Raw genomic sequence first — 26,001 nt, forward strand, 5'->3', positions numbered from 1 at the left:
CGCCTCATCCGTCATGCCGCCCTGATGAACAGCCGCTCTTTCAACTTTTTGAGCTGATCGCGCAGCGCCGCCGCGCGCTCGAACTCGAGGTTCTTCGCCGCGTCGAGCATCTCCTTCTCGACCTTCTTCACCTCGCGCGTGAGGTCCTTCTCGTGCATGTGCTCGTAACGCGCTTCGTTCTGCGCCGCCTTGAGCTCCTTCTTGGCGCCTTCGGCGTCGTACACGCCGTCGATGATGTCCTTGATGCGCTTCGAAACGCCCTGCGGCGTGATGCCGTGCGCTGCATTGTGCGCGACCTGCTTCGCGCGCCGGCGCTCGGTCTCGTCGATCGCCCGCTGCATCGATTCGGTCACCGCGTCGGCGTACATGATCGCGGTGCCGTGGAGATGGCGCGCCGCGCGGCCGATGGTCTGGATGAGCGAGCGCTCGGAACGCAGGAAGCCTTCCTTGTCAGCGTCGAGGATCGCGACGAGCGACACCTCGGGGATGTCGAGACCTTCGCGCAGCAGGTTGATGCCGACCAGCACGTCGAACTCGCCGAGACGCAGGTCGCGGATGATCTCCACGCGTTCCACGGTATCGATGTCCGAGTGCAGATAGCGCACCTTGATGCCGTGCTCGGCGAGATAGTCGGTCAGGTCCTCGGCCATGCGCTTGGTCAGCGTGGTCACGAGCACCCGCTCGTTTTTCGCGACCCGGTCGTTGATCTCCGACAGCAGGTCGTCGACCTGCGTCGACGCCGGCCGCACTTCGAGCTTGGGATCGATGAGGCCGGTCGGCCGCACCACCTGCTCCGCCACCTGCGACTGGTGCTGCCGCTCGTAGTCTGCCGGCGTCGCCGAGACGAAGACCGTCCGTCGCATCATCTTCTCGAACTCGTCGAACCTGAGCGGCCGGTTGTCGACGGCCGAAGGCAGGCGAAAACCGTACTCGACGAGATTCTCCTTACGCGCACGGTCGCCCTTGAACATGCCGCCGACCTGCGGGATCGTCACGTGCGACTCGTCGACGATCATGATGGCGTCGCGCGGCAGATAGTCGAGCAGCGTGGGCGGCGGCTCGCCCGGCGCGCGGCCGGAGAGATGGCGCGAGTAGTTCTCGATGCCCTTGCAGAAGCCCATCTCGTTCAGCATCTCGAGATCGAAGCGCGTGCGCTGCTCGATGCGCTGCGCCTCCACGAGCTTGTTGTGCTGCTGGAACCACGCGATGCGCTCGCGCAGCTCCGCCTTGATCGCCTCGACCGCGCGCATCGTCGTCGAGCGCGGCGTCACGTAGTGGCTCGACGGGTAGACCGTGTAGCGCCCGACCCGCTGCAGCACCTGCCCGGTGAGCGGATCGAAGATGTTGATGGTCTCGACCTCGTCGTCGAACAGCGTGACGCGCACCGCGGTCTCCGAGTTCTCCGCGGGAAAGATGTCGATCACGTCGCCGCGCACGCGAAAGACGCCGCGCTTGAACTCGAAATCGTTGCGCTGGTACTGCATCTCCACCAGGCGCTGGATGATGTCGCGCTGCGGATTCTTCTCGCGCTCGCGCAGGTGCAGGATCATGCCGTGGTACTCGCCGGGATCGCCGATACCGTAGATGCACGACACCGTCGCCACGATGATGGTGTCGCGGCGCTCGAGCAGCGACTTGGTCGCAGACAAGCGCATCTGCTCGATGTGGTCGTTGATGCTCGAGTCCTTCTCGATGTAGAGGTCCTTGGAGGGGACGTAGGCTTCAGGCTGGTAGTAGTCGTAGTACGAGACGAAGTACTCGACGGCGTTCTCCGGGAAGAACTCGCGAAACTCCGAATAGAGCTGGGCCGCGAGCGTCTTGTTGGGCGCCATGACGAGCGCGGGTACGCCCAGGCGCGCGATCACGTGCGCCATCGTGTAGGTCTTGCCCGACCCGGTCACCCCGAGCAGCGTCTGGTACGCAAGCCCGTCGCGCACGCCATCGGCCAGCGTCTCGATCGCGAGCGGCTGGTCGCCCGCGGGCGGGAAGGTCTGGTGCAACCGGTACGGGCTGTCGGGAAAGGTGAGAACCTGGGCTTGCGGTTCCTGGGACTTCCTGGCGGGTTTGGCGGCCATCGGACAAAGCGGGAGGCTAACAGCGGATTTTCGCATATCGGGCTGCGGCGACGCCACTTCAAGCCCGGGTTGCCGCGCTGCGATGCTAGAATGCGGCCTTCAGATTCATGACCTTAGCCGCGAAGACCCCTCCATGAGCTCATCTCTGTTCGCCGGCGTCGAAATGGCGCCCACCGACCCCATACTCGGCGTCACCGAGGCGTATCACAACGATCCCAACCCCAGCAAAGTCAACCTCGGCGTGGGCGTGTACACCGACGACAACGGCAAGGTGCCGGTGCTCGAGTGCGTGCGCCGTGCCGAGCTGCAGATGGCGGAGAACGCGGTGCCGCGCAACTACCTCCCCATCGACGGGCTCAAGACCTACGACCGCGCGGTGCAGGAAGTGCTCTTCGGCGCCGACAGCGCCGCGGTGCGCGAAGGCCGCATCGTCACGGTGCAGACGATCGGCGGGACCGGGGGTCTGAAGACCGGCGCCGACCTCCTCCGGCGCGTGAATCCGACCGCGGACGTCTGGATCAGCGATCCGTCGTGGGAAAACCACCGCGCGATCTTCGAGTTCGCCGGCTATCGCGTGAACACCTATCCGTACTACGACGCCGAGACGCACGGGCTGAAGTTCGACGCGATGCTCGACGCGCTCGACAAGATGCCCGCGGGCTCGGTCGTGCTGCTGCACGCGTGCTGCCACAACCCGACCGGCGTCGATCTCAAGGATGCGCAGTGGGAACGCGTGATCGAGGTCGTGAACCGCCGCGGACTCGTGCCTTTCCTCGATCTCGCTTACCAGGGCTTCGCCGACGGCCTCGACGCCGACGCGAGCGCAGTGCGCCGCTTCACCGCCGCGTGCCCGACGCTCGTCGTGTCGAGCTCGTTCTCGAAGTCGCTGTCGCTCTACGGCGAGCGGGTCGGCGCGTGCCACGTGGTGACGCAGAGCGCCGAAGAAGCCTCGCGCGTGCTGTCGCAGGTGAAGCGCGTCATCCGCACCAATTACTCCAGCCCCCCCACGCACGGCGGCCAGGCGGTCACGACGGTGCTGACGACCCCGGAGCTGCGCACGCTGTGGGACAAGGAGCTCGGGCAGATGCGCGATCGCATCAAGACGATGCGCCGCCAGTTCGTCGAGAAGATCCGTGCGCAGCGCGCCGATTTCGACTTCAGCTTCGTGATCGAGCAGCGCGGGATGTTCTCCTACTCGGGCCTCAATCGCGAGCAGGTGCGCCGGCTGCGCGAGGAGTATTCGATCTATACCATCGACACCGGCCGCATCTGCGTCGCGGCGCTGTCGTCGAAGAACATCGATTACGTGACCAAGGCCGTCGCGAGCGTGCTCGTGTAATTGACGGGGTCTGCCCCCGGCTTTTTGGGGTCAGACCCCGGTTTGCTACCGGGCGTTACTGCTTCTTCCCGAACAACCCGTTCACCACTTCTCCCACCTTCGCTCCGGCAGCGGTCCCTATGCCCGGCAGCACCGCTGTGCCCGCCACCGCTCCGGCGATCGCGGCCGCATTCGGCAGGAGCATCGGCGAATCGAGCGTCCCGCTCACCGCCAACGGAATCGATACCGATTTGCCGAGCGTCGTCGCGTTCGCGCTGAGCTGACCCGACAGCGCCTTCGAAGGCGAGATCGCGACGTTGCCGCGCGCGGCGAGCGCGCCCGAAGCGATGTTCAGATCGGTGAAACGATAGCTGCGGCGCTCGACCGCGAGCTTCCCCGAAAGCCGGTCGAAGCGCGTCTCGCCGCCTCTGGTGTGCTTGCCGAGGCTCGCCGCGGCCGCCGCGATGTCGAAGCCGTGCAGCACACCGTCGCGCACGGTGAACGGCGACTCGAGCTTCAGCGCGTCGTCGAGCTGTTCGGCGCTCGCCGCGTGCGCGCTGAAAGCGGGCTTCGCGTCGAGCCGGCCGCTCACCCGCGTATTCGGCGAGAGGATCGCGACGGGCTGCGTGACCTCGATCGCCTGGAGATCGAGATTGCCTTTGATCGCAATGCCCTTGTCCCATTCGAGCTTCACCGCGCCGGTCGCAGTACCGCCGTAGAGCTTCGCGGTGATCGCCGGCAGGTCGGCGTCCTCGGCGCGCACCACACCTTTGACCTCGAGCTGATCGAAGACGAACGCGGGCCCCATCGGGGGCGTCCACTTGCGGGCGCTGATCTCGATCCTGTACTGCTCGCCGTCGGGGATCGCCTTAGCTTCGAGCGCGTTGTCACGCGTCTTCAGCGTCACGAGGCCCTGCTCGCCCGCCCCGCTCACCCGCACGTGGACGTCGAAGGGACCGAACTTCGAGCGCTCCAGCTTCACGACCGCATTGGAAAGCCGCACGTTCCCGACCCGCACGCTGCCCGCGCCCCTGTCGCCCTGCGACAGCGCCGCGAGCGCGCCGAGCGACTTCTGCGTGAGCGTGACGTCTTCGAGCTCCACGCTGCGGATGACCTTCTGCGAGCGCAGCAGCGACCACAGGTCGGGCTTCAGCGTGACCTTCCCGACCTGCACGTCCTCCGCGGTGCCGATCGATATGCCCTCCACCCGCGCGTGCGGCACCGGCAGGAGCGCGGCCTGCAGATTGTCGATGGACACCGGCTCCCCGACGCGCGCCGACAGCTCTTTCTCCAGTATCGGGATGTAGTCGTTGAGCGTGACGAAGAACGGCACGAGCGCTGCTGCGCAGACGAGCGCCAGCAGCACTAGAGCTATGCCCTTTAACCACTTCATAAGCTTGAAGATTTGGCAGGAAGGACGTTGACCGGGAGGGAGCGAGCCGGTAATATACGCGCCTTCCTGACGCGGGATACAGCAACAGGTCAGCCCGCGTAAGACTAGGCAATTCCCCGATAGCTCAGTCGGTAGAGCGACGGACTGTTAATCCGCAGGTCCCTGGTTCGAGCCCAGGTCGGGGAGCCACTTCACTTCAAGCACTTACGACTCGGCACCCTCTTCCGAGTCTTGCAAATTTCGACGCTTTTTGGCGATTTTTTTGCCGACGCGGACTATCGAAGTAGCTCTCGCGTTCGTGCGCTTTGGAATATGCGCAGCGAATCTTCGCTCTGAAAGACTGACGGACAGAGTGACCGTCGTTCCCGCGTTCACGGGAGTGCGCCAACTCGCTGTCGCAATGAGTTATTTACCGCACGGTTCGCCGCGCTTGGTATGTAAACGCGAGCGGCTGAGTTGGAACATTCTCTTCGGCGGCGCAACTGTCGCCCCTGCGCACATGCCAGCCGCTCCTTTGTCGGTCAGGGCTCGGAAGATGAGTACCGGGTGTCCCTGCCGTCAACCGGCGAGCAGCGCGGCTACACGCGCCTTTCTTGAAAGCGCCGAGCCGAAGACGTGACGTCCTGCGCGACTACCACAGCGATGGACGCCTCACCCTGAAGCACGACGGCATCGTCGAGCTCCGCGGGCGATGCCATCATGATAAGGCGAGCCATCGGCGCTCGCGCTGAAGGGCATCAATCGCCCGATCCCGGCCTACAAGATTCTGCGCCTGCGCGACCGAAGCAGCAGCACTCCCCTGCCCGACCTTGAGGTCGCTGCGCGCGGCGTGAATATTCACGGCGAGCGTGCCAACTTGTTCGCCGATGCAATTTGGCGGCAGACCTACGATGGCCCTGAACTCAACCGACATGAGCCCATCATGAAAAATACTCGTCCCGCTTTTGTTTTGGCTCTAGCCCTTATGTTCCCTACGCTCAACGCTCACGCTGGCGAGATCCCCGGCGGAGCCGTCCGGCCCAGCCATAGCGCCCAGGCGTTCGACGTGCGCGAGTACGAGCCGGTCCACTTCTCAGGCGGTAATACGAACGCGTTCTTCGACGGAAGCGAGGACGGCGCCAGCAATACCGCTGCGGGCTTCGACATGCGTGACTACGAACCGGTCCATTTTTCCGGCGGGAACAGCAATGCTTTTTTCGATGGCACAGAAAGCGGCGGGACAGATACTCTGGCGAGAAGGCGGAGCTCGGGGCAATGAACAGCGAAGGCATCGACGTATGGCCTCGTACGCTGTGTGCAAGCGCCGAGGATGGCCGACGCGAAACACGCGGCCGGGCTCCTGCGCCTTCGCGATGGACGTGACCGCCGCAATCGCGGCTCCGTCGAGCAGGGAAATACGCTCTCTTCGCTTCATGCTCGCCTGCGACCCGGCGCGTGCGACCAGATCGACACCGGCGCTGCATAGATGATCGTGGTCGAGGATGCAGCCCGAGCGGTCTCCGCCGGAGCGCGGGCGACAGCGCGACGAAAAGGCCTCAATGCTCGTTGCGATGAACGTGCCGCGGCGACAACTGGACCGCATTATTCGCTAAGATCAAGCGGGGTTCATGGAAATCGCGGGAGGTTCCGATGCGAAGACGCAGATTCCTGTCGGGCGCGTGTGCGGCATTGATGGTCCCATTCACGGCGAGAGCGCAGGAGCCGAGCCTGCGCTTCATCGGCTCTCTCAACAGCGCCTCCGAAAGCAACGCGTCCACCTCGTCGCCGCGTCCCGCAAGGGACTCTAAGAGAGCGCCTACGTCGAAGATCGGAATGTCGCGGTGGAATACCGACGGGCGGGCGTGAATAGGAGAAGCTCGCTAGTTCGCGGCCGAGTTCGGGAGCCGTAATGTCGCGGTGATCGTTACTCACGATCCGGCCGCTGCCATCGCGTTGAAAGCGGCCGCGAGCTCGATTCCCGTGGGGTCTTCACCACCGGTGACGATCCCGAATACCGCGAAGACGCTGGAGTTCGATTCCGCAGTCGGTTCTCGTGCGCGTCGACGAGTTGATCGGATGACAACCGCGCGGTATGGGCACAATTAAACGGAGGGTGACTGCATGCGCAGGCGTAACTTTCTGGCAACGCTCGGGGCGGCTGCACTATGGCCATCGCATGGCTACGCACAACAGGCGGCCCTGCGGCGCCTGGGGTATCTCACGCTAAGCTCGAACGCCGAACCGTACCTGACTCACTTTCGGCAAGGGTTGCGGGAGTTCGGTTTGCACGAAGGCAAGAACATCGTCGTCGACGTCAAATCCGCTGCGACCGCAAAGGTCCTGCCGGACATGGTGGCCGATCTCCTCCGCGACAAGGTGGCGATCATCGTAACGAACCAGACTCCCGCCACACGCGCTGCGCAAGCCGGGACCAGGGACATACCGATCGTGATGGCGCCGGCGGGCGACCCCGTGGGCGCCGGTTTTATCAAGTCCCTGGCGCAGCCGGGCGGAAACATCACCGGCGTCTCGGCCAGCGGCCCCGAGGCCGCCGCCAAGACGCTCGAGCTCATGCGCGAGCTGCTCCCGACGCTGAAGCGTATTGCCGTGCTGCTGGATGCCAATAATCCCTACTCCAAGCCGTTTTTCGAGCAGATCAATGCGGCCGGCAAGACCATGGCCGTCGATGTTCAACCTTACAGTGTGAAGAACAATGACGAGCTCGAGGCGGCATTCCCCGCCCTCGTCAAGGCGCGCTCCGAGGCCGCGATCATCGTGAACACGCTCGGTTTTCCCGCGGTCGCCCTGGCAGTGAAGCACCGTGTCGCGGCAATCGGGACCAACTCGGCGTTTGCCGATGCGGGCTGCGTGCTCTCGTATAACGCAGATCCGCGGGATCTTTGTTACAAGGCCGCGAGCTACGTCGACCGCATCTTCAGGGGTCAGCGTCCCTCTGATCTGCCGGTCGCGCTCCCGACCAAGTTCGAGCTCGTCATCAACCACAAGGTCGCTCGATCCTTCGGTATGACGGTGCCGCAGACGCTGCTGCTGCGAGCCGACAAGGTGATCGATTGATGGAATGCGCCAGGCGCCGAACGGCGCCTTGAGATCATCCAAACCAAGCGATGCGCCGGGCTTCCGCCACCCGTCATGCACCCTCCTCGTTGCGAGGGTGGGATGTCGGGTGGCGCAGCAGGCCATGTCCATCACCCCCGTCTATTGCTGCGGCAATCCGATCTCCCGCGCGACGCTCGCCCATGCGACCTTCTGCTCTTTCACGAATTCGTGCAGCTTTGCGGGCGTTGAAGCCTGCGGATCGAATCCGATCTTCGTGAACTGCGCCCGCGCTTCGCGATTGTCTAGCGCGGCTCCGGCCTCACGCGTGATCCGCTCGATCACCGCAGTTGGGGTTTTTGCAGGGGCGAAAAGCGCCACCCACGGGAAAATCGAGAACTTCGGGAACCCCGCTTCGGCCATCGTGGGAACATCCGGCGCGGGCGGCGTTCGCGTCTCGCTGAGCGTAGCCAGCGCTCGGAGCTTGCCGTCTTTCACATGAGGCAGCAGGAGGTTCGTGCCGCCCACCATCACGTTCATGCGGCCTGTCAGAAGGTCCGGCATCGCTGCGACATCGCCCTTGTACTGAACGTCGAGTGCAACGAATTTGCCGAACGAGCGGAGCTGCCCCAGCGCGAAGATCGTCGGCGGGTTCGCGGCAGCAATGTGCAGCTTGCCGGGGTTCGCGCGCGCGTAGGCGATCAGCTCGCCAACGGTCTTCACGGAGAGGCTGGAATTCACGACCATGACCATGCTGAGGTAACCCAGCATCGTCACAGGCGCGAAGTCGGTCGTCGGCTCGTAGGGCGCCTGTTTCCGCAACGCCGGGACCGCGGCCATGGTGCTACTCGTGCCCATGAGCAGTGTGTAACCGTCCGGTTGGGCGCGCATGATGATCTCGGCGCCGATCGAGCCGTCGGCGCCCGCGCGGTTGTCGATGATTACTTGCTGTCCGAGAGTCGGCGTGAGCGTCTGCGACAGGATGCGCCCGACGGCGTCGGTGGGGCCGCCCGCAGGGAACGGAATCACGAAGCGAATAGGACGGACCGGGTAATCGGCGGCGTCGGACGTCGTGCTCATCATGCTCAGCGCCGCCGTCGCGATTGCGACCAACGGTTTCTTCACCAGCGTGGTTTTCATCGTGTGATCTCCTGTCGTTAGTCGTTGGATGCAGGTCGACTTTATCCACTTGGGTGGGTTGCGGGATGTGCGGAGTTACCTGTGGAAACGTGAATATTCACGGGCGCCCGATGCGCGGCAAATCCAAACTGCTTCCGAACTGCTGCGTCGTTGCGGCGGGCCGACGTTGGCGCGGACATAATCCACGAGACCGTTGTAACCACGATGACCTAAGGAGAACGATCCCGGCAGATTGACGCCGACCGCTTTGGCAGCGACGACGTTCACCACCAAGTCGAACGACGTCGGCTGCTGGATCGGCAGGTCGGCGGCATTCGCCAACCCTCTGAGTATGCGATCCCCATAGTCGAGAGCGACGTCGCGAAGATCCGGCGCGTGCGCGAGTGCGCACGAGCAGGGTGCTCACCTGGAATGTCTCCTGAATCCAAGTGACAAGCTCTCGCCGCCGTGCCGGCCTTAAAGCTTTTTTGGGCGGACCTCCGAGAGGAGTGCTTGTCGAGCGTGAGATCCGCCACCACGCGCTTCAATGGCGCGTTCTCATCACACAGCTGGCGAATCTCACGAAGCTCGCTTCCCCCCAAGTTGCCGTATTTCTTCTTCCAGAAATAGAACGTCGCTTCAGATATGCCGAGCTGACGGCATACGTCCCCGACCGGCGCTGCCGCCATCAGCTTGGCGCAACGCGTACGTGATCTGCTCTCCCGAAAAGTTCGCTTTCTTCCTCGTCCCATCCCCTTTCCAAGGGTCGATGGAGGCCGACTACCTCTACTCATGAACTGCCGTCGAATTCAGGGCCAACGTCGGTGTCGGTGTGGTTTACACACGCATCACCCGACCGCGTGTAAGTTACTGTTTCTGCGAGAACATTAATTCCGGCCCGCTTTGTGCTCGAAGCGCGGACACACAAGGGAGGGAAGATGAAAAAGCTATCGGCGCTGTTCCTGGCGGCTTTGCTGACGCCATTCGCGGCCTCCGCAGCTCTGATCAACGGAAGCTTCGAGACCCCGGGGATCGGTTCCGGATTCGCGCCAGTGGGCCCCGGCGACCCCTCCATCGTCGGATGGACCGTCATCGGGTCGCACGTTCTGCTCATCCACGACACGTACACCGAACCCGGTTTGGCTTTCAGCGCCCAGCACGGCGATCAGTCGCTCGACCTGACGGGCCTCGGCAACGCGGGATTCGGCGGCGTGCAGCAAAGCGTCGCGACCACGGCAGGCGCGACGTACACGCTGACGTTCTTCGTCGGCAACCAGGACGACAGCAAGCCCAATTACACGTTGGATTCGGCCGTCAACCTTTTCATCGACGGCTCTTTGATGGGCACATTCGTCAATCCGAACAGCACGCCCGGAGACCTCAACTGGCTGCAATTCACTTTTCCGGTGATAGCGGCGAGCAACTCGACGACGATCGCTTTTGTCAGTGCAACCCCACCCGGGGACAACATGGCCGGCCTGGACAACGTCTCGTTCACCGCCGTGCCCGAGCCGGGCACGCTCGCGCTGATGGGCGCAGCGTTCGCCGCACTCGGCCTGAGCCGCAGACGCAAAGACGCCTGACCGGCGTCTGAGTTCGTGCGACGGCGCCTTAGGGCGCCGTTTTCCTTGGTGGCTTGCTCAAGCGTATCGATTGGCGCACGGAGTTGAGCTGGCGTCCCCCACGGGGATTCGAACGCAAATCCGGGTGCTGCATGCTATTTCTTGCAAGTACAGGCCGATTACGCGCGCGCGCACCGCGCCAACGAGCATAACCGAAGGCTGAGACCGGTTGGCGGCACGTGCCGCGGGGCGAGCGCCCGGGCCGGCTGCCAGCGGACTGTCAATCCGCAGGTCCCTGGTTCGAGCCCAGGTCCGAGAGCCAAATCACTTCGAGCACTTGCGCGCGGCGCCCTCTCCCGCGCTCTTGCAAACTTCGCCGATTTTTGGCGATTTTTTGTCGACGCGGACTATCGAAGGAGCTCTCGCGTTCGCGCGCCTTGCATAGATGCAGCGAGTCTTTGCTCTGAAAGGCCGACGGACAGAGTGACCCTCGCTCCCGCGCTCACGCGAGTGCGCCAACTCGCTGCCGCAACGAGTTATTCGTCGCCGAGTTCTCGGCGCTCGGTATGTAAACGCGAGCGGCCGAGCTGAAATGCTAGCTTCGCCGGAAGATGAGTCCCAAACCTTCTCCTGTCCGCATCACTCGATCGCGCGGTCGGCGCGCGCGACGATGGAGGCTGGGAAGTCGATGCCAAGCGCCCGCGAGGTCCTGTGATTGATCACCAGCTCGAACTTGGTGGGTTGCTGTACCGGAAGCTCGGCGGGTCTCGCGCCCTTCAGAATGCGATCGACGTAACCCGCAGCGATTCTGTAGATGTCGGAAAGGTCGGCAGAGTACGTTATGAGGGCGGAAGGGGCGAGAGTGGCGCTCGGCGACACCGCAGGCACTCCATGCGTCAACAGCATCTCGGCAGCGCGCAGGCCGAGCGTCGGCTGCACGAGGGCCGCCTGCGGTCGCAGCCTCGAAAGCTCCGGTAATGCGGCGTCGAGGTTGCCGCTGGATTTGAGCGCGATCGTCTGAAAACTGAGCGAGAGGAGCTTGGCGGCCCGCGCCACTTCCGCGCTGTAGAAGCCGGTCACCGGTGACGAGAGATCGACGAGCGAAACAACAGTCCGAGCACGAGGCAGGATCTCGCGGAGGATCTCCAGTGTCTTCGCCGCGGTCTCGGCGGTATTCAACTGGACGCCGGTTACGTTGTGTCCTGGACGTGAAAGGCTATCCACCAAGCCGGTGGCGACTGCGTCGGGCACCTGAGTGATCACGATCGGGATGGCTGGTTACCGCGGCGAGGGTAACAACACCACACATCATCACAGATAGCTTTTTCACACGGTCTCGCTCTCTGCACCGCGCGTTGAACCGCTGCGGGTGCGAAACCACTGTAACCGGTGCTGCATATCGGATCCGATGACAAAGTCAACACGCGCGCCGTGAATATTCACGGCGAATTGTCGTTCATCCGACGATCGCGTCGGCGCGCAGCAGTACCGACTGCGGGATCGTCAGCCCGATCGCGCGCGCCGCCTTCTGGTTCACCACCAGCTCGAACTTCGTTGGCTGCTCCACCGGCAGGTCGCCGGGCCGCGCGCCCTTCAGGATCTTATCGACGAAGGTCGCGGCCCGGCGGTACTGCTCCGCTACGTCGGCGCCATACGCAGCGAGCCCGCCCGCGTCGACGGCTTCGCGAAGCACATGCATCATGGGCAGTCTGTATTGCACCGCGAGCGCGGCGGTCTGCTGCCGCAGCGTAAAGGCTAGCGGGTCGACCATGCGAAGCACGCCTTGCACCCCGGCCTGCGCCGCGGTGTCGAACGCCCCTTTCAGGTCGGCCGGCGTGCGAATCTCGATCACGGGCTTGAGATCGACCTTCAGATTCCGCGCGGCGGCCTCGGCGTAGCGCGTCTGCAGGGGCACGTTCGGATCGTTCGAATTCAGGAACACCGCGATGCGTGAGGCGTTCGGCACGATCTCCCTGAGAAGCTCGAGGCGCTTGCCGGCGAGCTCAGCGATGATATTGGTGACGCCGGTAATGTTGCCGCCGGGTTTTTGAAGATTGGGCACGATACCGGAACCGACCGGATCGGCGATCAGCACCATCACGATGGGCAGCGTAGTCGTCGCCGCCTTGGCCGCAAGGTTGCCGGGCGTGGTCGAAGCGAGCAGGACATCGCATCCCGAGCCGACCAGCTCCCTGGCAAGTGCCGGCAGCCGGTCCACTCTTCCTTCGGCGTAGCGTTCGCTGAAAACCAGGTTCTGCTTCTCTACGTAACCAAGGGAGCGCATGGCCGCGAGGAAGGCATCGACGTATACCCTGTTTACGCTGTGTGCAAGCGCCGACAGGTGGCCTACGCGAACCACGCGGCCGGGCTGCTGCGCCTTCGCGATAGGCGCAGCCGCGGCCATCGCCGCTCCGCCGAGCAGGGAAATACACTCTCTCCGGTTCATTCACACTCTCCTCGGTTCATTCGTTGGTTTTGTAGACGCGATAGTCCTGGCCGGACGGATCGACGGCGGCTTTTCAACGCCTGGCTTGAACCAGCGATGTGGAGATCACCAGGCGGTTCGCCAGATGCCGGTTCAGGTTTTCGACGACCCGCGTATAGAGCGCCGGCGACTGCATCGCCAGCTGCATGAACGAATCACGCGTCAGCTCGTGCAGCCGTGTGGGCTCGAGGCACACCGCGTCTGCGCTGCGCCCTTCGCCGCTCATCATGGCCATCTCACCGAACATACTGCCGGGGCCGAAGGCCGCGAGTCGCGTCGACTGCGCGGCTTCGTCGGCGATGCGGATTTCGACAAAACCCGAAGCGACGACGAACATGGAAGCGCCGGGGTCACCTCGCGTGAAAAGCGGCCCCGCCGGCACGTCAGCGGTCTTCACATAGTCTCTCAAGGCGTCGACCTCGCCTTCCGACAAACCCTGCGTGAGCGGCGTATCGGTGAGGTCTGCGGCGCGCGTCTCCAGCGCCGGCCAGCGGCTGCGCAAGAGAGCGAGCTCGACCCATTCCAGGGCGTGGTCGAAGTCGTCGAACCAGTGGCTTTTGGCATCCGGCTGTGTGAGACCCAGCGCACGCCATTCGTGACCGCGGGCGCTGCCGGGCCGCACGCCTCCGAGCACCGTCGTCACCCCTTTGCCGGTGAGCTTTTTAGCGGCGGCTGCGACGATCTGACACCCCGTCGCGTCCATTGTGGTCACTCGTGAGAGGTCGAGCACCACGAACTTCACGCCCGTCTCGACGCCATCGAGACGCGCGGAAAGCTGATCGGCGGTACCGAAGAAGACGCTGCCGCGCGGGCGAAACACGGCGATGCAGCCGCGCTCGCCGGCGAGCCACTGCGCCTGCTCGAGCGGCCATACGCGAGTCGAAGCGAGCCCGCCACCGTCGATGCTCTCGAACGTGGTCGCCTCCGAGAGGCTCAGTGCGAGCAGCACCATCGCCATTACAGCGCCGACGAAGAGTGCCAGCGGCACGCTCCCGAGGAAGAACATCCCGGCCACGGCGCCGACGATTGCCAGGTTCCACAGCACCTGAGCGCGTCCGACTGTGGCGCGTCGTGCAGTGCCCAAGAGGCCGAGCGCCCAGCGATCGACCATCGCGAAGCCGTTCATGATGAGTATCCCGGCGATCACCGCGACGGGAATGCGCGCGAGGAGATCGCTCGCGACGAAAACCGCCGTGAACAGCAGTGCACAGCTGATCGCCGCCACCGATGGCGTGACGCCTCCCATGCGCGCGGCAGGCAACGCGATGGACCCGATCGTCGTCACGGGCAGCGAACCGGCGGAACCGCACAACACGTTCACCCAACCTTCGGTCTTGAGCGTGCGGTTCACGTTCGAGCGCGTGCCGCGAATCGCGCCGACCGCAGCGGCTCCGAGGGCGGTATTCATGATGATCTGGAACGCGAGGAACGCAGCGTAAGGCGCGACGTACCATGCGGTGGCGAAGAACCAGTGCGCATCGAAGAAGCTCCATATCGAGGCTACCGTCGCCGGGGCTATGGCTGCGGGAGCGATCTTGCCGAGCGTAGGGCCGAGCACCGCCAAGCCCTCCATCGAGGCGATGAGGTAATACGCTGTGGTGCCGGCCGCGAGCGCCACGAGCGCCGGCTGCGCTCGTCGGCTCAGCTTCGGAGCGGCCCACACCGTGAACGCCGTGATGAGGCCGACTGCGGCTGATGCGGGTTTCACGTGCGCGATGACCCCGCTCCACCCGTGGGCCCACAGTCGTCCTTCGACTCCGAGCAGCGGCCCGAGCTGCGACCAGGCGACCATCAGTCCGAGACCGGTGACGAAGCCTGCATTGACGGGCGCCGGCATGAACTTGATCGCGCTTGCGAAGCGCGCATAGCCCGCAACCACCACGAGCACGCCCGCGAGCATCACCGCGACAGAGAGCGCTGCCCAAACCTGCGCAACGCTTGTATGCGAGCCTGCATGCGCGACCAGATCGGCAGCGAGCGCTGCGTAGATGATCGTTGTCGACGACGCGGCACCGGCAATTTCCGCCGGAGCGCGAGCGATCAGCGCGACAAGAAAGCCCCCAACGCTCGTTGCGATGAAGGCGGCGACGATGCCGGCGCCGAGCGCGGACTGTCCGAGCGCTGTCGCGCCCAGGGAGCCCAGGGCGAGCACGAGCGAGAGGTTGAGCAGCGCGATGGTCGCGGCCTTGCCGAGGCCGCTCATCTCGTCACTTTGCGCATGGCGGTCTCCGGTGGGTTGAGCGATATCAACGAATCACCTCGTCGGCTCGCAGCAGCAGCTCATCCGGGACGCGCACGCGGAGCGCTTTGGCGGTCGCAAGATTGACGACCGTCTCGAACTTGGTGGGTTGTTCGACGGGCAACTCCGCGGGCGGGGTGCCCTTCAGTATCTTGTCGATGTAAACGGCCGCGCGATAGTAATGCTCGGCATTGTCCTGCCCGTAAGCCATCAGTCCGCCGACCTCGACCGCCTCGCGCGCCCAGAACATCGACGGCAATCCGCGCTGCGTCGCCATCTCGGCGATGCGCCGCGCGTGCGCGAAGAAGAACGGGTCCGGTAGCGTGATCAGCGCGTGGGCGCCATCTTTGACCATCGCTGCGAAAGCGGCTTCGAAAGCGCCGGCCGTGTCCGCCTGTGCAGGTGCGACCATGACGCCATGCGCTTTCGCAGCCGCTTCCGCCGCCCTCAGGAAAGCAGGATGATTAGGATGGCCGGGATTCATGAGCACGCCGACCCGGTTGAGCTTAGGTATCACCGTGCGCAGAAGCTCCACATATTTGCTGCTCGCGTCCACATGCACGTTCGACAAGCCCGTGATGTTGCGGCCTGGCCGAGCGAGGCTTGCCACGAAGCCCGCAGAGACCGGATCGGCGGTGCGAACCATCACGATGGGAATGGTTGCCGTGGCCTTCTGCGCGGCCCGGATTCCGGGGCCCGAGGCCGCGACAATGACGTCGACTTTGGCCTGGACGAGCTCTGCCGCGAGCTGCGGGAGCCGCTCGTACTTCCCCTCCGCCCATCGTGACTCGATCGTGAAGTTGCGTCCCTCGCTCCATCCCTGCTCCTCCAGTCCGGATACGAGCGCCCGCCGCCAGCGCCCGAAGCTCGCAGCCGATGCGGGCTCGAGCAGGCCGATTCGTGCGGCTTCCCGGCGTGCTTGCTGGGCGAACACGAGCTGCGTCCCGGCCGCCGCTGCGAAGGAGAGCGAAATCAGAAATCCGCGACGAGTAAGCATGCGAGCAACTCCTTGGTGAGCCAGGATGCTGACCCGGAACAGGCCGACCTCCGGCCAGCATATTGTCAGTCGAAGGTGGCCGGCGACGAGAATGGCTTATCGGCGTCCAGCATGAACATGACGAACATGTGGAGATTGGTCGAGCCCTCATTCGCTGCTTGCATCGCATTGCCGGCGTGAGGACCCGGCAGAGACTGACCGCCAGTCACGCGCTCGACACCTCGACTGCTCTTCAGCGCAAGTTCGCCGGAGAGCACGTAGAACGCTTCAGATCCAGGGTGCGTGTGCACAGGTGAGCGGAATCCCGGGATATTGTTCGCTTCGCGCACCTGCAGGTGATATTGGGTCCCGGTCGCAACCGGGACAGGGCCGATCTCGGCTACTTTGCTGCCGCCAGACGGGGCATGTCCCGTGGGGCCCAACGTGAAGAGCCATATCTTGCCCACCGCCTCGGCGATCAAGGCCGTGGGGCCCGCCGCTGCCTGCGCCTCTGCGAGCGTGCGGAAGTTGTCGATGCGCCAGAAAAGCGGGCCCGTCGGCAGCCTCGCCAGCTTCTTTTCCGCCAGCAACTTGGGCCGGCGTGATGCTGCGCGAATGCGTGAACGTTGAGAGAAGCCAGAATAACTGCGAGAGCGAAACCAAAAGCGGCGCGATGAGCATTTTTCATGATGGTTCCTGTGGGTTGACTGCAGGACCATCGTAGGTCTGGGGCCGCATCCGCTCGGTGAACACCTTGGCACGTGTGGCGTGAATATTCACAACACGCGCACCGACGCCGGCACCCGCGGTGAGTATGGCGCCAATTTCAGGCACGCAGCCGCAGCACGTTGTAAGCCGTGATCGGCCGATTGATGCCCTTCAGTGCGAGCTCGCCGACCGATTCGGCTTCGACGAGGTCTTCCACGCGGCCGAGCACGCGCTGCTGGACGAGCGTCTGCCCGCCCTTCGCTTCCGAGCACAGGCGCGCGGCGACGTTCGAAACGCCGCCGATCGCACCGTAGTCCAGACGCCCCTCGAAGCCTATCGCGCCGATCGTCGCATAGCCTTGAGCGATGCCGATCCCGATGTGAAGGTCGAAGCCGCGCTTGCGCCATGTGATCGCGCACTTTTCGAAGGCTTCGTGCATGTCGAGTGCGAGGCGTATAGCATGTTCCGCCGGATTCTCGAGCGGGATCGGATCATTGAAGAAGATCATGATCGCGTCGCCTGCAAAGCGCTCGACGGTGCCATGGTGCTTCATGATGAGACGCCCCATCTCGGCATGATATTCCCTCAGCACGTCCATGACGTCTTCGGGCTCCGCGCTTTCGGTGAACGAGGTGTAACCGCGCAGATCGATGAACAGGACGGTGATCTCGGTGCGATGGCTCTTCAGCGGATCGCGCGTATCTCCCGAGATGATGAGTTCCGCCACCTGAGGGGAGAAGAACCGTTTCATGCGCGACAGGCGCTCGAGCTCCGCCACGCCCTCCGCGACCCGCTCCTCCAGCGTGCGATTCCACTCCGCGAGCTCCGCCTTCTGCGCCTGCACTTCGGCGTAGAGCGATTCGATGCGCGCGAGCGATTCCGCAAGCTCGACCTTCTGCGCCTGGACCTCGTCGTGCAAGGATTTGATGCGCAGCAGCGAGCGCACCCGTGCGAGCAGCTCCTGCTGATTGACCGGCTTGCTGAGAAAATCGTCCGCGCCCGCCTCCAGGCCCTTGATACGCTCCTCTTTGGCGTCGAGCGCCGTCACCATGACGATGGGAAGCAGCGCCGTCGCGGGGGCGGCACGCAGCCGCTCGCAGACTTCATAGCCGGTCATCTCGGGCATCATCACGTCGAGGAGCACGAGATCCGGTGCGTCGGCCTCGATCAGCGACAGCGCTTCCGGGCCGGAACTGGCGGTGGCAACGCTGTAGCCTTTCACTTCCAGCACGTCGGCGAGCAGCGTCACGTTCATCGGCTGGTCGTCGACGACGAGGATCTTCTGTACCAACGCTTCAATCCTTGCCAGCGGGCAAGAAGCCCTCGACGGTTGCGACGAAGCTTTTCACGTTGATGGGCTTCGTAATGAACGCGTTGAAGCCGGACGCAGCGATGCGCTGCTGGTCGTCGGGCATCACGGAGGCCGACACCGCCAGCACCGGCACGTCCTTGAGCGCCGGCTCTTCGCGAATCCGCGCGAGCGCTGTGAGGCCGTCGATGTCCGGAAGCTGTATGTCCATCAATACCAGATCGGGCTTGCGCTCGATCGCGAGTCGCACCCCCTCGGCCCCGGTCGTCGCTTCGAGAGTCTCATAGCCCTTGAACTGGAGCACGTCGCGCACCAGCATCATGTTGTTCTCATTATCCTCGACGATCAGGATGACGCTCACTCCACCTCCGGCTGAGTCATGATTGCAGCTCCGCGGAAACGGGCTGCAGCTCCTTCTGCGGGAGCGTAAAAACAAACGTGGATCCCTTGCCCACCTCGCTGTGCAGCGTGAGCATGCCGCCATGAAGCTCGACGAAGCGGCGAGTCAGGGCGAGGCCGAGGCCCGTCCCTTCGGTTTTCTTCAGATAACTGCCGGTTGCCTGGCGGAATTCCTGGAAGACGAGCTCCTGGTCCTCGGGCTTGATGCCGATGCCGGTATCGCTGACGGCGATCTCGACCTGGTCCTCGTGGCGCGCCGCGCGCACGGTGATCCTGCCGCCTTGCGGCGTGAACTTAACCGCATTGGAAAGCAGGTTCAGCATGATTTGCTTGAATTTGCGCTCGTCCGCGACCCACTCGCCGACGCCGTCGGCGCATTCGAGCGCGAGCTGGACGTTGTTCTTCATCGCACGCTCGCGGATGAGCGCGATCGCGCTTTCCAGCGCTGCGCGAAGGTCAAATCGCGAAAGCTCGAGCTCCATCTTCCCCGCCTCGATTTTCGAGAGGTCGAGGATGTCGTTGATGAGCGAGAGCAGGTGCGTGCCGGAGCTGTGTATGTTCCTCAAGTACTGCGCCTGCTTCGCGTTGACGTCACCGAACATCTGCTCGGACAGCACTTCGGAGAATCCGATGATCGCGTTCAGGGGGGTCCGCAGCTCGTGCGACATGCCGGCGAGGAACTCGGACTTGTGTCGGTTGGCGACTTCGAGCTGCTTCTGCGAGTCAGAAAGCTCCCGCGTGCGCTCTTCGACTTTGCGCTCGAGGTCTGCATACGACTCCCGCAGTTGCGCCGCCATGTCGTTGAACTGCCCGGCGAGCGCCTGGAGCTCGTCTCCGGTGCTCACCTCGATGCGCTGGTCGAGCTTGCCCGTCGCGAGCTGCGCCGCGCCGCCTTGAATGATCTCGATCGGCTTGACCATGCGCCTCGCGACATACAGACTCAGCAGGAACGCCGAAATAAGACCGGCGAGTAGAAGAAAACCTGTCCGCTGCAATGCCGCATACAGCGGCGCGAATGCTTCGCTAAGCGGCTGCTCGACGAGCACGTGCCAGCCCAGCGAAGCGATGGGCGCGTGCGCCGTCAGTACTTGCGAGCCTTGCGGGCCCGGAGCGATCGAAATAGTCTGGGTGTCCTCGCCTCTACTGTGGAGCGCGGCCTCGACCTGGGGCAGATGCGAAAGGTCGCGCTTCTGCAGGACAAAGCTGATATCGGGATGGGCCACCAGTCGACCGCGCGAATCCACGACGTAGGCAAGGCCCCCTTTGCCGATCCGGATGCGTGAGATCACGTCCCAGATGAACTTGAGGTTCACCTCGGCGACCGTCACGTTGGCCTCGTTGCCCATGCTCGCCACCGCGATGGTCATGTAGGGCTCGGTCTCCTTGCGGAAGTACACCGGGCCGAAATACGTCTTGCCGCTGCGGGCCTCCGTGAACTTCGGGTCCTTCGAATAGTCGGCTTCTCCGCCGCTCACATCCATGCTCAGGCGAGAGACCCGCAATTGTTCCCGGCCCGCGGCGTCGAGGAGCATCACGTCCGTGATCGCGGGTGCGACGCGCAGGAGCTTCAGGTATTCGATGCGGCGCTGCTCGGGCGTCTGGGGCCCCACCTGAGGCAGACGCATCCAATCGAGCTGGCGCTCTATCTCCTGCACGTACGTCTCGATGCGAGTCGCCGCCGCTGCGGCTTTCTCCCGCTGCAGATTGAGCAGCGCGTCCTTGTTTTCCTGGTAGGTGAAGTAGAGCTGTACGAGTGCGCTGGCGATGAGCGCGGCGCTGACGACGGCGACGAAGTACACCGCGTACTTACGAAATAATGAACCGCGCAGGATCAAGCGCGCCTTCCCCATGTTCCCTTGGCAGCAATCACTGTCGCACGAGCAGCCGGCGGGGACAAGGACCTGCCTGCATGAATGTTCACCTTCAGCACTCCCCGATCCCCGCGCGGCTCGACTCTAGCGGCCGGCGGCGCCTTCGCAGGCGTGCAAAGCGGGATCCACGGGAGCTGCTCATTCGATCAGCCGATCGGCGCGCACGAGCAGCGCCTGCGGAATTGCGATGCCGAGTGCGCGCGCAGTCTTGAGGTTGAGCACGACATGGCGCTTCGGCACCTGCACCGGAAGGTCCGCGGGCTTCGCGCCGCGCGCGATGCGCTGCACGTAATCCACGCCCTGGCGGCAGATGTCCGGAACGTCGATGGCGAAGCAGAGGAGGCTTCCGGCGTTAGCGAACGATTCCGGCGTACCGCCGGACGGTATGCCGCGTTCGAGCAGCAGCGCGGCCGTTCGGCTCGGAAAGCTCCCCTGGATGATCACCACATCGGGCTTCTGGCGGCTCAAGTCGGCTACGGCCGAATCGAGCGCATCCGGGGTCGTGATGGCGAGAGGCTGTACGTCCAGCGACCGACGTTTGCCGACTTCGCGCAGATGATCCATGAAGGTTTTCGCGTACGGGTCGCGAGGATCGGTGATGACCTGGACGCGCTTCGCCGCAGGCAGCGCTTCGGAGAGGAGCTCGAGCGTCTTCGCGTTCGCTTCGGCGGAGCTGTCGCCGATGCCGGTGACGTTCGCGCCGGGGCGGTTCATGGAAGCGACGACGCCGGTACCGACGGGATCGCCCACGCCGAGAAACACGATCGGTATCGATGTCGTGGCCTTCCTCGCCGCATTCGTCGCGACGGTGAGCACGCTGACGATGACGTCGACGTGCGCGTTGACGAGCTCGGCAGCGGCCTGTGCGAGCTCCGGTGCGCGCGCGGGGGTGCGCACCTCGACCTGCACCGTCTTGCCTTCTATATAGCCTCTGTCGCGAAGCGCCGTGCGAAACGGTGTCAGGTAGGCCTCGGCGATGCTCGCAATCGTGATGAAGCCGATCTTCAACACGCGCTGCTGCGCGGACGAAACGAGGGGAAACGCAGCGAGCGCCGCGCCGAGCGATACGAAGTGGCGGCGGTTCATTCGATCACCTTATCGGCCCGCAACACGACCGACTGCGGCAGGGTAATGCCGAGTGAACGGGCGGCTTTCTGGCTGACGATGAAGTCGAACTTCGTCGGTTGCTCGACCGGTAGGTCTGCAGGCTTGGCACCTCTCAGGATGCGGTCGACGTAAGTCGCGGCCTTGCGCGAGAAATCCGCGGCGTTCGCGCTGTAGCTGAAGAGCACGCCGCTGTCCGCAAACAAGGTCGACGAAGCGGCGGCCGGAATGCGCTCGTTCATTGCGAACGCCGCCGCCGTCGTTGGCAGGCTTGGCTGGATGACCAGCGCATCCGGCCGATCCTTAGCGATGGCCGCGACGGCGGCAGGCAGCTCCTCAGCTCGCGTCCTTATCGTGGTCAGCCTTATTCCCAGAACTTTCGCCGATAACTCGACCTGTTCGGAGAACGGCTTGTTGAAGGGGTCGGCCATGTTGAGCAGCACCGTGATTCGTTTCACCGACGGCACGAGCTCGCGCATGATCTGCACGGATTTTCCAGCGAGCTCCGCGGTCGCCGTGGTGACGCCAGTAATGTTGCCGCCGGGATGCGACAGCGTCTTTACGAACCCCGCGGCGACCGGATCGGCGGCGGCCAGCATCACGATCGGGACGTGCTTCGTCGCCCGGCTCGCCGCTTCGACGGACGGCGTCTGGATACCGACGATCAGCTCCACGTTTGTTCGCAGCAACTCGGCCGCAAGCTCAGGAAGCCGGCTCACACTGCCGTTGGCGGAGCGGTACTCGAGTCTGATGTTCCTGTTCTCGACGTATCCGAGATCGCGCAATCCCTCCCTGAAGTAGCCCCAGATCGGTTCGGGATTGGGAAGGTGCGTGAGCACGCCGACGTGGCGCATCCGCGTCTGTTGGGCGCGCGCGGGGAACGCCACCGCCGCCGCGGCCAGCACTACGAAATCTCGACGATTCATCGGCTCATCTCGTTTCGGGGTGCGCCATGGCGGCCGACGCCTGCCCGGGCGCCGGCCCCTCGCCGAGCTGAGAGGCGACGAATACGACCGCAATCAAGAGGAGCAAAGGAACGACGGTATAGCGGCGGGTGCGCATGACGATCTCCGATGGATGGCTCGAAGCACCATCTTCGGCCCAGCCCCCGGGTCGTCTCTGCCAAGCAAGTCGCAGCCGCAGCGTGAATATTCACGCCGCTTGCGGTCGGCAGTGTACGCACGTCCCCTCCTCGTTAACATCTTTTATGGAGCTCTCGATCGTGAGTGCAGCGCTCTGCCGTGTCAACCCTGCGCGATGCCGATCGGCCGCCGTGAATATTCACGCAACCGGTGTCGACTGCTGACGTGTCAATGGCTGGAGAGCGTCCTGACGTGGAAGCTGGCGCACTGATGTCGTATTCGGCGGATACCGTAGACCTCTTCCGGCGAACAGCGGTCTATGTCGATCGCATCCTCAGAGGAACGAAACCCGGTGGTCTAGCTGCTTCACCAAGTCGAGGAGCTTGCCGCACCGAATGTGAATATTCACGGCCCCGGTGAGCACTGCTTACGTTGCTTCGCGCTTCCTGCGATCCTAATATGGCTTCTCCTGCTCGTGCAGTCCAGTACCCGGGTGTGCTCTGAATCTCGTCCACGTTTCACGACAAACGGAAAGCCTTAATTGAACCGCAGGCGCTTCAGTTCAGCCATCGCCGCTCTGGGTGTATGGAGCCAGTTCGGACTGTCACAGGCCCAACAGGCGCTGCCGATCGTTGGGATCCTGAGTGGCACGAACCGCGACCCACGGCTCATCGACGCGGTGCAGGAAGGTTTGAAAGAAGCGGGATTCACCGACGGCCGCAACGTGGCGATCGAGTTCCGCGGCGCAGAAGGACACTTCGACCGGCTGCCGGCGCTGGCAGCCGATCTCGTGCAGCGGCGTGTCTCGGTCATCGTGGCGATGCAAAGCGCGAATGCGCCGCGCGCTGCGAAGGCGGCTGCGAACGCGGTCCCGGTTGTGTTCTGTATCGGCGGCGACCCGGTTGCGCTGGGACTGGTGCAAAGTCTTAGCCGCCCTGAAGGTCACGTCACCGGGACGACGTTCCTCGTGAACTCGCTCGCGGGCAAGCGACTGGAGCTGCTGCGCGAGATGCTGCCGAGTGCGGCAACGGTGGGCGTGCTCGTCAATCCGAAGAACCCGGCGGCGGAGTCCGAATTGAAGGACATCCACGCTGCGGCCGCGGCGCTGCGGGTAAAGGTTGCCGTGCGTAACGCAGGTAGCGAACGAGAGATCGACGAGGCCTTTGCAGCATTTGCGCAGCAGCGCGTCAACGCCGTCACGTTTGCTGCGGATGCAGTGTTCAATGCACGTCGCAAGCAAGTCATTGCGTTGGCGGCGCAGCATCGGCTGGTGACGATGTACTTCTACCGGGCGTTCACCGACGATGGCGGGCTCATCAGCTACGGCGGCCATGACACCGATTCGTACCGCATGGCGGGCGTTTACGCCGGACGCATTCTGAAAGGCGAACGGCCGGGAAACCTCCCCGTGCAGCAGTCGACCAAGGTCGAGCTCGTCATCAACATGAAAACGGCGAAGGCCGCCGGCGTACAGATACCGCCTTCGCTGATTGCGCGCGCAGACGCCTTGATTGACTAAAGAACGTTCAACGAAGTGCAGATTGCCATCGGCTGCGTCGAAGACGTGGCGTCCGATCTCTGAACCAGTGAGGAATCGAATGAAAAGAGCTTCAACGTATCTGTTCGTCTCAGCCGCATTGGTCGCGTTGTCCCTGCCCGTCGGCCATGCGCAGGAGCGGCAAGGCATCAAGTCGACACCGCTTGCCAAAAAGGCCGTCAGCGGCATGCCGGACAAGGAGTTGCTGATCCTTTCGATCGAGCTCGAGCCCGGCGGCGCCAGCGGGCTTCATACACATCCGGGCGACGAGCACGGGACGGTCGTAGAGGGCAACTTGATGGTGAAGATCGGCGACGAGGAGTACAAGCCTGTGAACGCCGGCGAGACGTTCTCGGCACCGCTGGGCACTGTCATGGGCATCATGAACAAGAGCGACAAGCCGACCAAAGTGATCGGCGTTCTGCTGGTCGACAAAGGTAAGCCGTACTCCACACCCGTCAAGTAACGGGAACAGCGCGCCCGACGTAACCCGCGATCGGCGTCCGCCGAACGGCAGTCGATTCATCGGCCTCGAACTATTTTCGCCGGGTCGATGCTTAGCAGGAGCACAGAAGTGGCGGAGAAGTTCGCGCGTTCAACAGGCGCGTCATCCACGCGAACGCCTGCGGCCCGGCACACCGCCATCCGCCTCGACGAATCCGATCTTGCGGCGAAATCGATGGGGTGAATTTTCACGCAACCGGTGTCGACTGCTTACGTGTGCTATGCGACGCGCGAACCTACGATGGCTTCGCACCTCAACCACACGGAGACCGTTATGCGAAGCAGCCGCACCAAGGCCATCAAACAACACGTGTTCGGCGCGCTGTCGACGACGCTCATATTCGCAGCCGCCGGCGCGTGGGCTCAGCCCGTTTATCCTCAGAAGCCCGTTCGCATGATCGTCCCCTTCCCGCCCGGCGGCGGGATCGACCACGTCACGCGCGTGCTCGCACCGAAGCTCGCGAAGGCGTGGGGGAAGCCGGTCGTAGTCGAGAATCTGCCGGGGGCCGCGGGCAGCGTCGGCGCGGAGCGTATCTCGAAATCAACGCCCGATGGTCATGCGCTCCTGCTCACGGGCGATGCCGCCATGACGACGAACGTTGCGCTCTACCCTGCGCTCAAATACGACCCGACGCGCGATTTTGCGCCGATCACGATGATCGCAGTGATGCCGAACATCGTCGTCGTGCATCCTTCGCTTCCTGTAAAGAGCATGAAACAGCTCGTGGCGCTCGCAAAAGCGCGTCCGGATGAGATCAGCTACGCGTCCGCCGGCGCCGGAACTTCGCAGCATCTCGGCGCCGAGCTGCTGAAAAGCGTCAGTGGCGTCGACATGCTGCACGTGCCGTACAAGGGCAACGCGCAGATCCTGCCCGATCTCCTCGCCGGCCGCGTTGCCGTGTGGTTCGGGACGATGGTCAACACGCTGCCGCTGGTGCATGAAGGCAAGGTGCGCGCCCTCGCGGTGACCTCCGCTACGCGCGTGAGCTCCGCCCCCGAGATGCCGACGGTTGCCGAGAGCGGTTTCCCCGGTTTCGAAGCCGTCGCGTGGGCGGGCCTTCTGGCGCCGGCTCGCACGCCTGATGCCGTGGTCCACAAGATCCACGACGAGGTGATTCGCGCGATCGCGCTGCGTGAGGTACAGGCGAAGTTCGTGGACGCCGGCATGGAGATCGTCGGCAACTCCCCGGACGACTTCGCGGCCCGGATCAAATCCGAGATCACTACCAAAGGCAAGCTGGTAAAAGCGGCCGGCGCGAAAGCCGACTGACGCGTCGCGATGGCCGC

21 protein-coding genes and 1 tRNA gene are annotated in these 26,001 nt (G+C 63.9%); 8 read left to right on the top strand and 14 right to left on the bottom strand.

What is annotated here, in order from left to right; translation table 11 throughout:
- Positions 1 to 11 precede the first annotated feature (11 nt).
- Complete coding sequence (gene uvrB / locus VHP37_07325) at positions 12 to 2,075, bottom strand: excinuclease ABC subunit UvrB (GenBank protein HEX2826139.1); 2,064 nt, start codon at positions 2,073 to 2,075, stop codon at positions 12 to 14.
- Between the two features lie 133 nt (positions 2,076 to 2,208).
- On the opposite strand from uvrB, the gene VHP37_07330 reads away from it, so the two are divergent.
- The gene (locus VHP37_07330; protein HEX2826140.1) at positions 2,209 to 3,414 is read left to right on the top strand and encodes an amino acid aminotransferase; all 1,206 of its coding nucleotides are present in this window, start codon (positions 2,209 to 2,211) and stop codon (positions 3,412 to 3,414) included.
- 55 nt (positions 3,415 to 3,469) lie between these two features.
- Here VHP37_07330 and VHP37_07335 read toward each other — a convergent pair whose 3' ends face one another.
- Positions 3,470 to 4,759 (bottom strand): hypothetical protein, encoded by a 1,290-nt coding sequence (locus VHP37_07335; protein HEX2826141.1) that lies wholly within the window; start codon positions 4,757 to 4,759, stop codon positions 3,470 to 3,472.
- 140 nt (positions 4,760 to 4,899) lie between these two features.
- Here VHP37_07335 and VHP37_07340 point away from each other — a divergent pair.
- The 3 genes from VHP37_07340 to VHP37_07350 all read left to right on the top strand — a co-directional run bounded on the left by VHP37_07340 (position 4,900) and on the right by VHP37_07350 (position 7,840).
- A tRNA-Asn gene (locus tag VHP37_07340) sits at positions 4,900 to 4,975 on the top strand.
- A 640-nt stretch (positions 4,976 to 5,615) separates the two neighbouring features.
- A complete protein-coding gene (locus VHP37_07345; protein HEX2826142.1) occupies positions 5,616 to 6,044 on the top strand; it encodes a hypothetical protein in 429 nt (142 codons plus the stop codon).
- An 842-nt stretch (positions 6,045 to 6,886) separates the two neighbouring features.
- Entirely contained in the window at positions 6,887 to 7,840 is a 954-nt protein-coding gene (locus VHP37_07350; protein ID HEX2826143.1) for an ABC transporter substrate-binding protein, read from the top strand.
- Between the two features lie 141 nt (positions 7,841 to 7,981).
- On the opposite strand, the gene VHP37_07355 is transcribed toward VHP37_07350, so the two are convergent.
- Together VHP37_07355 and VHP37_07360 are read right to left on the bottom strand one after the other, a co-directional pair.
- Positions 7,982 to 8,959 (bottom strand): tripartite tricarboxylate transporter substrate binding protein, encoded by a 978-nt coding sequence (locus VHP37_07355; protein ID HEX2826144.1) that lies wholly within the window; start codon positions 8,957 to 8,959, stop codon positions 7,982 to 7,984.
- A gap of 75 nt (positions 8,960 to 9,034) precedes the next feature.
- On the bottom strand, positions 9,035 to 9,280 hold the full coding sequence (locus VHP37_07360; GenBank protein HEX2826145.1) for a hypothetical protein: 246 nt from the start codon (positions 9,278 to 9,280) through the stop codon (positions 9,035 to 9,037).
- Between the two features lie 596 nt (positions 9,281 to 9,876).
- Here VHP37_07360 and VHP37_07365 point away from each other — a divergent pair.
- Positions 9,877 to 10,521, top strand: a complete 645-nt coding sequence (locus VHP37_07365) for a DUF642 domain-containing protein (GenBank protein HEX2826146.1) — start codon at positions 9,877 to 9,879, stop codon at positions 10,519 to 10,521.
- A 618-nt stretch (positions 10,522 to 11,139) separates the two neighbouring features.
- Here the strand turns inward: VHP37_07365 and VHP37_07370 are convergent.
- From VHP37_07370 to VHP37_07415, 10 genes are all read right to left on the bottom strand, one after another.
- Complete coding sequence (locus VHP37_07370) at positions 11,140 to 11,763, bottom strand: ABC transporter substrate-binding protein (protein HEX2826147.1); 624 nt, start codon at positions 11,761 to 11,763, stop codon at positions 11,140 to 11,142.
- A 193-nt stretch (positions 11,764 to 11,956) separates the two neighbouring features.
- A complete protein-coding gene (locus tag VHP37_07375; protein ID HEX2826148.1) occupies positions 11,957 to 12,946 on the bottom strand; it encodes an ABC transporter substrate-binding protein in 990 nt (329 codons plus the stop codon).
- Positions 12,947 to 13,019: 73 nt separating this feature from the next.
- Entirely contained in the window at positions 13,020 to 15,188 is a 2,169-nt protein-coding gene (locus tag VHP37_07380; GenBank protein HEX2826149.1) for a SulP family inorganic anion transporter, read from the bottom strand.
- A 43-nt stretch (positions 15,189 to 15,231) separates the two neighbouring features.
- On the bottom strand, positions 15,232 to 16,221 hold the full coding sequence (locus VHP37_07385; protein HEX2826150.1) for an ABC transporter substrate-binding protein: 990 nt from the start codon (positions 16,219 to 16,221) through the stop codon (positions 15,232 to 15,234).
- Positions 16,222 to 16,286: 65 nt separating this feature from the next.
- A complete protein-coding gene (locus VHP37_07390) occupies positions 16,287 to 16,790 on the bottom strand; it encodes a cupin domain-containing protein (protein HEX2826151.1) in 504 nt (167 codons plus the stop codon).
- A 236-nt stretch (positions 16,791 to 17,026) separates the two neighbouring features.
- A complete protein-coding gene (locus tag VHP37_07395; protein ID HEX2826152.1) occupies positions 17,027 to 18,199 on the bottom strand; it encodes a response regulator in 1,173 nt (390 codons plus the stop codon).
- 4 nt (positions 18,200 to 18,203) lie between these two features.
- Positions 18,204 to 18,578, bottom strand: coding sequence for a response regulator (locus tag VHP37_07400; GenBank protein HEX2826153.1), 375 nt, complete (start codon positions 18,576 to 18,578; stop codon positions 18,204 to 18,206).
- 16 nt (positions 18,579 to 18,594) lie between these two features.
- Positions 18,595 to 20,415: an ATP-binding protein gene (locus VHP37_07405; GenBank protein ID HEX2826154.1), complete on the bottom strand. Its 1,821-nt coding sequence runs from the start codon at positions 20,413 to 20,415 to the stop codon at positions 18,595 to 18,597.
- Between the two features lie 210 nt (positions 20,416 to 20,625).
- Positions 20,626 to 21,573: an ABC transporter substrate-binding protein gene (locus VHP37_07410; protein HEX2826155.1), complete on the bottom strand. Its 948-nt coding sequence runs from the start codon at positions 21,571 to 21,573 to the stop codon at positions 20,626 to 20,628.
- Positions 21,570 to 22,517: an ABC transporter substrate-binding protein gene (locus VHP37_07415; protein ID HEX2826156.1), complete on the bottom strand. Its 948-nt coding sequence runs from the start codon at positions 22,515 to 22,517 to the stop codon at positions 21,570 to 21,572. The genes VHP37_07410 and VHP37_07415 overlap by 4 nt, the downstream gene beginning before the upstream one ends.
- Before the next feature lie 697 nt (positions 22,518 to 23,214).
- Between VHP37_07415 and VHP37_07420 the strand changes: the two genes are divergently transcribed.
- From VHP37_07420 to VHP37_07430, 3 genes are all read left to right on the top strand, one after another.
- Positions 23,215 to 24,192 (top strand): ABC transporter substrate-binding protein, encoded by a 978-nt coding sequence (locus tag VHP37_07420; GenBank protein ID HEX2826157.1) that lies wholly within the window; start codon positions 23,215 to 23,217, stop codon positions 24,190 to 24,192.
- A 79-nt stretch (positions 24,193 to 24,271) separates the two neighbouring features.
- Positions 24,272 to 24,676, top strand: a complete 405-nt coding sequence (locus VHP37_07425; GenBank protein HEX2826158.1) for a cupin domain-containing protein — start codon at positions 24,272 to 24,274, stop codon at positions 24,674 to 24,676.
- Positions 24,677 to 24,988: 312 nt separating this feature from the next.
- Positions 24,989 to 25,984 (top strand): tripartite tricarboxylate transporter substrate binding protein, encoded by a 996-nt coding sequence (locus VHP37_07430; protein ID HEX2826159.1) that lies wholly within the window; start codon positions 24,989 to 24,991, stop codon positions 25,982 to 25,984.
- Positions 25,985 to 26,001: the final 17 nt, after the last annotated feature.

It is taken from the genome of Burkholderiales bacterium (assembly GCA_036262035.1).
GTDB lineage: Bacteria > Pseudomonadota > Gammaproteobacteria > Burkholderiales > SG8-41 > JAQGMV01.

Bases quoted from the DNA above. Each gene is read 5' to 3' on its own strand.
- VHP37_07330 (HEX2826140.1), top strand. From the start codon at position 2,209: ATGAGCTCATCTCTGTTCGCCGGCGTCGAAATGGCGCCCACCGACCCC.
- VHP37_07350 (HEX2826143.1), top strand. From the start codon at position 6,887: ATGCGCAGGCGTAACTTTCTGGCAACGCTCGGGGCGGCTGCACTATGG.
- VHP37_07425 (HEX2826158.1), top strand. From the start codon at position 24,272: ATGAAAAGAGCTTCAACGTATCTGTTCGTCTCAGCCGCATTGGTCGCG.
- VHP37_07375 (HEX2826148.1), bottom strand. From the start codon at position 12,946: ATGAACCGGAGAGAGTGTATTTCCCTGCTCGGCGGAGCGGCGATGGCC.
- uvrB (HEX2826139.1), bottom strand. From the start codon at position 2,075: ATGGCCGCCAAACCCGCCAGGAAGTCCCAGGAACCGCAAGCCCAGGTT.
- VHP37_07415 (HEX2826156.1), bottom strand. From the start codon at position 22,517: ATGAATCGTCGAGATTTCGTAGTGCTGGCCGCGGCGGCGGTGGCGTTC.
- VHP37_07430 (HEX2826159.1), top strand. From the start codon at position 24,989: ATGCGAAGCAGCCGCACCAAGGCCATCAAACAACACGTGTTCGGCGCG.
- VHP37_07355 (HEX2826144.1), bottom strand. From the start codon at position 8,959: ATGAAAACCACGCTGGTGAAGAAACCGTTGGTCGCAATCGCGACGGCG.
- VHP37_07365 (HEX2826146.1), top strand. From the start codon at position 9,877: ATGAAAAAGCTATCGGCGCTGTTCCTGGCGGCTTTGCTGACGCCATTC.
- VHP37_07380 (HEX2826149.1), bottom strand. From the start codon at position 15,188: ATGAGCGGCCTCGGCAAGGCCGCGACCATCGCGCTGCTCAACCTCTCG.
- VHP37_07385 (HEX2826150.1), bottom strand. From the start codon at position 16,221: ATGCTTACTCGTCGCGGATTTCTGATTTCGCTCTCCTTCGCAGCGGCG.
- VHP37_07410 (HEX2826155.1), bottom strand. From the start codon at position 21,573: ATGAACCGCCGCCACTTCGTATCGCTCGGCGCGGCGCTCGCTGCGTTT.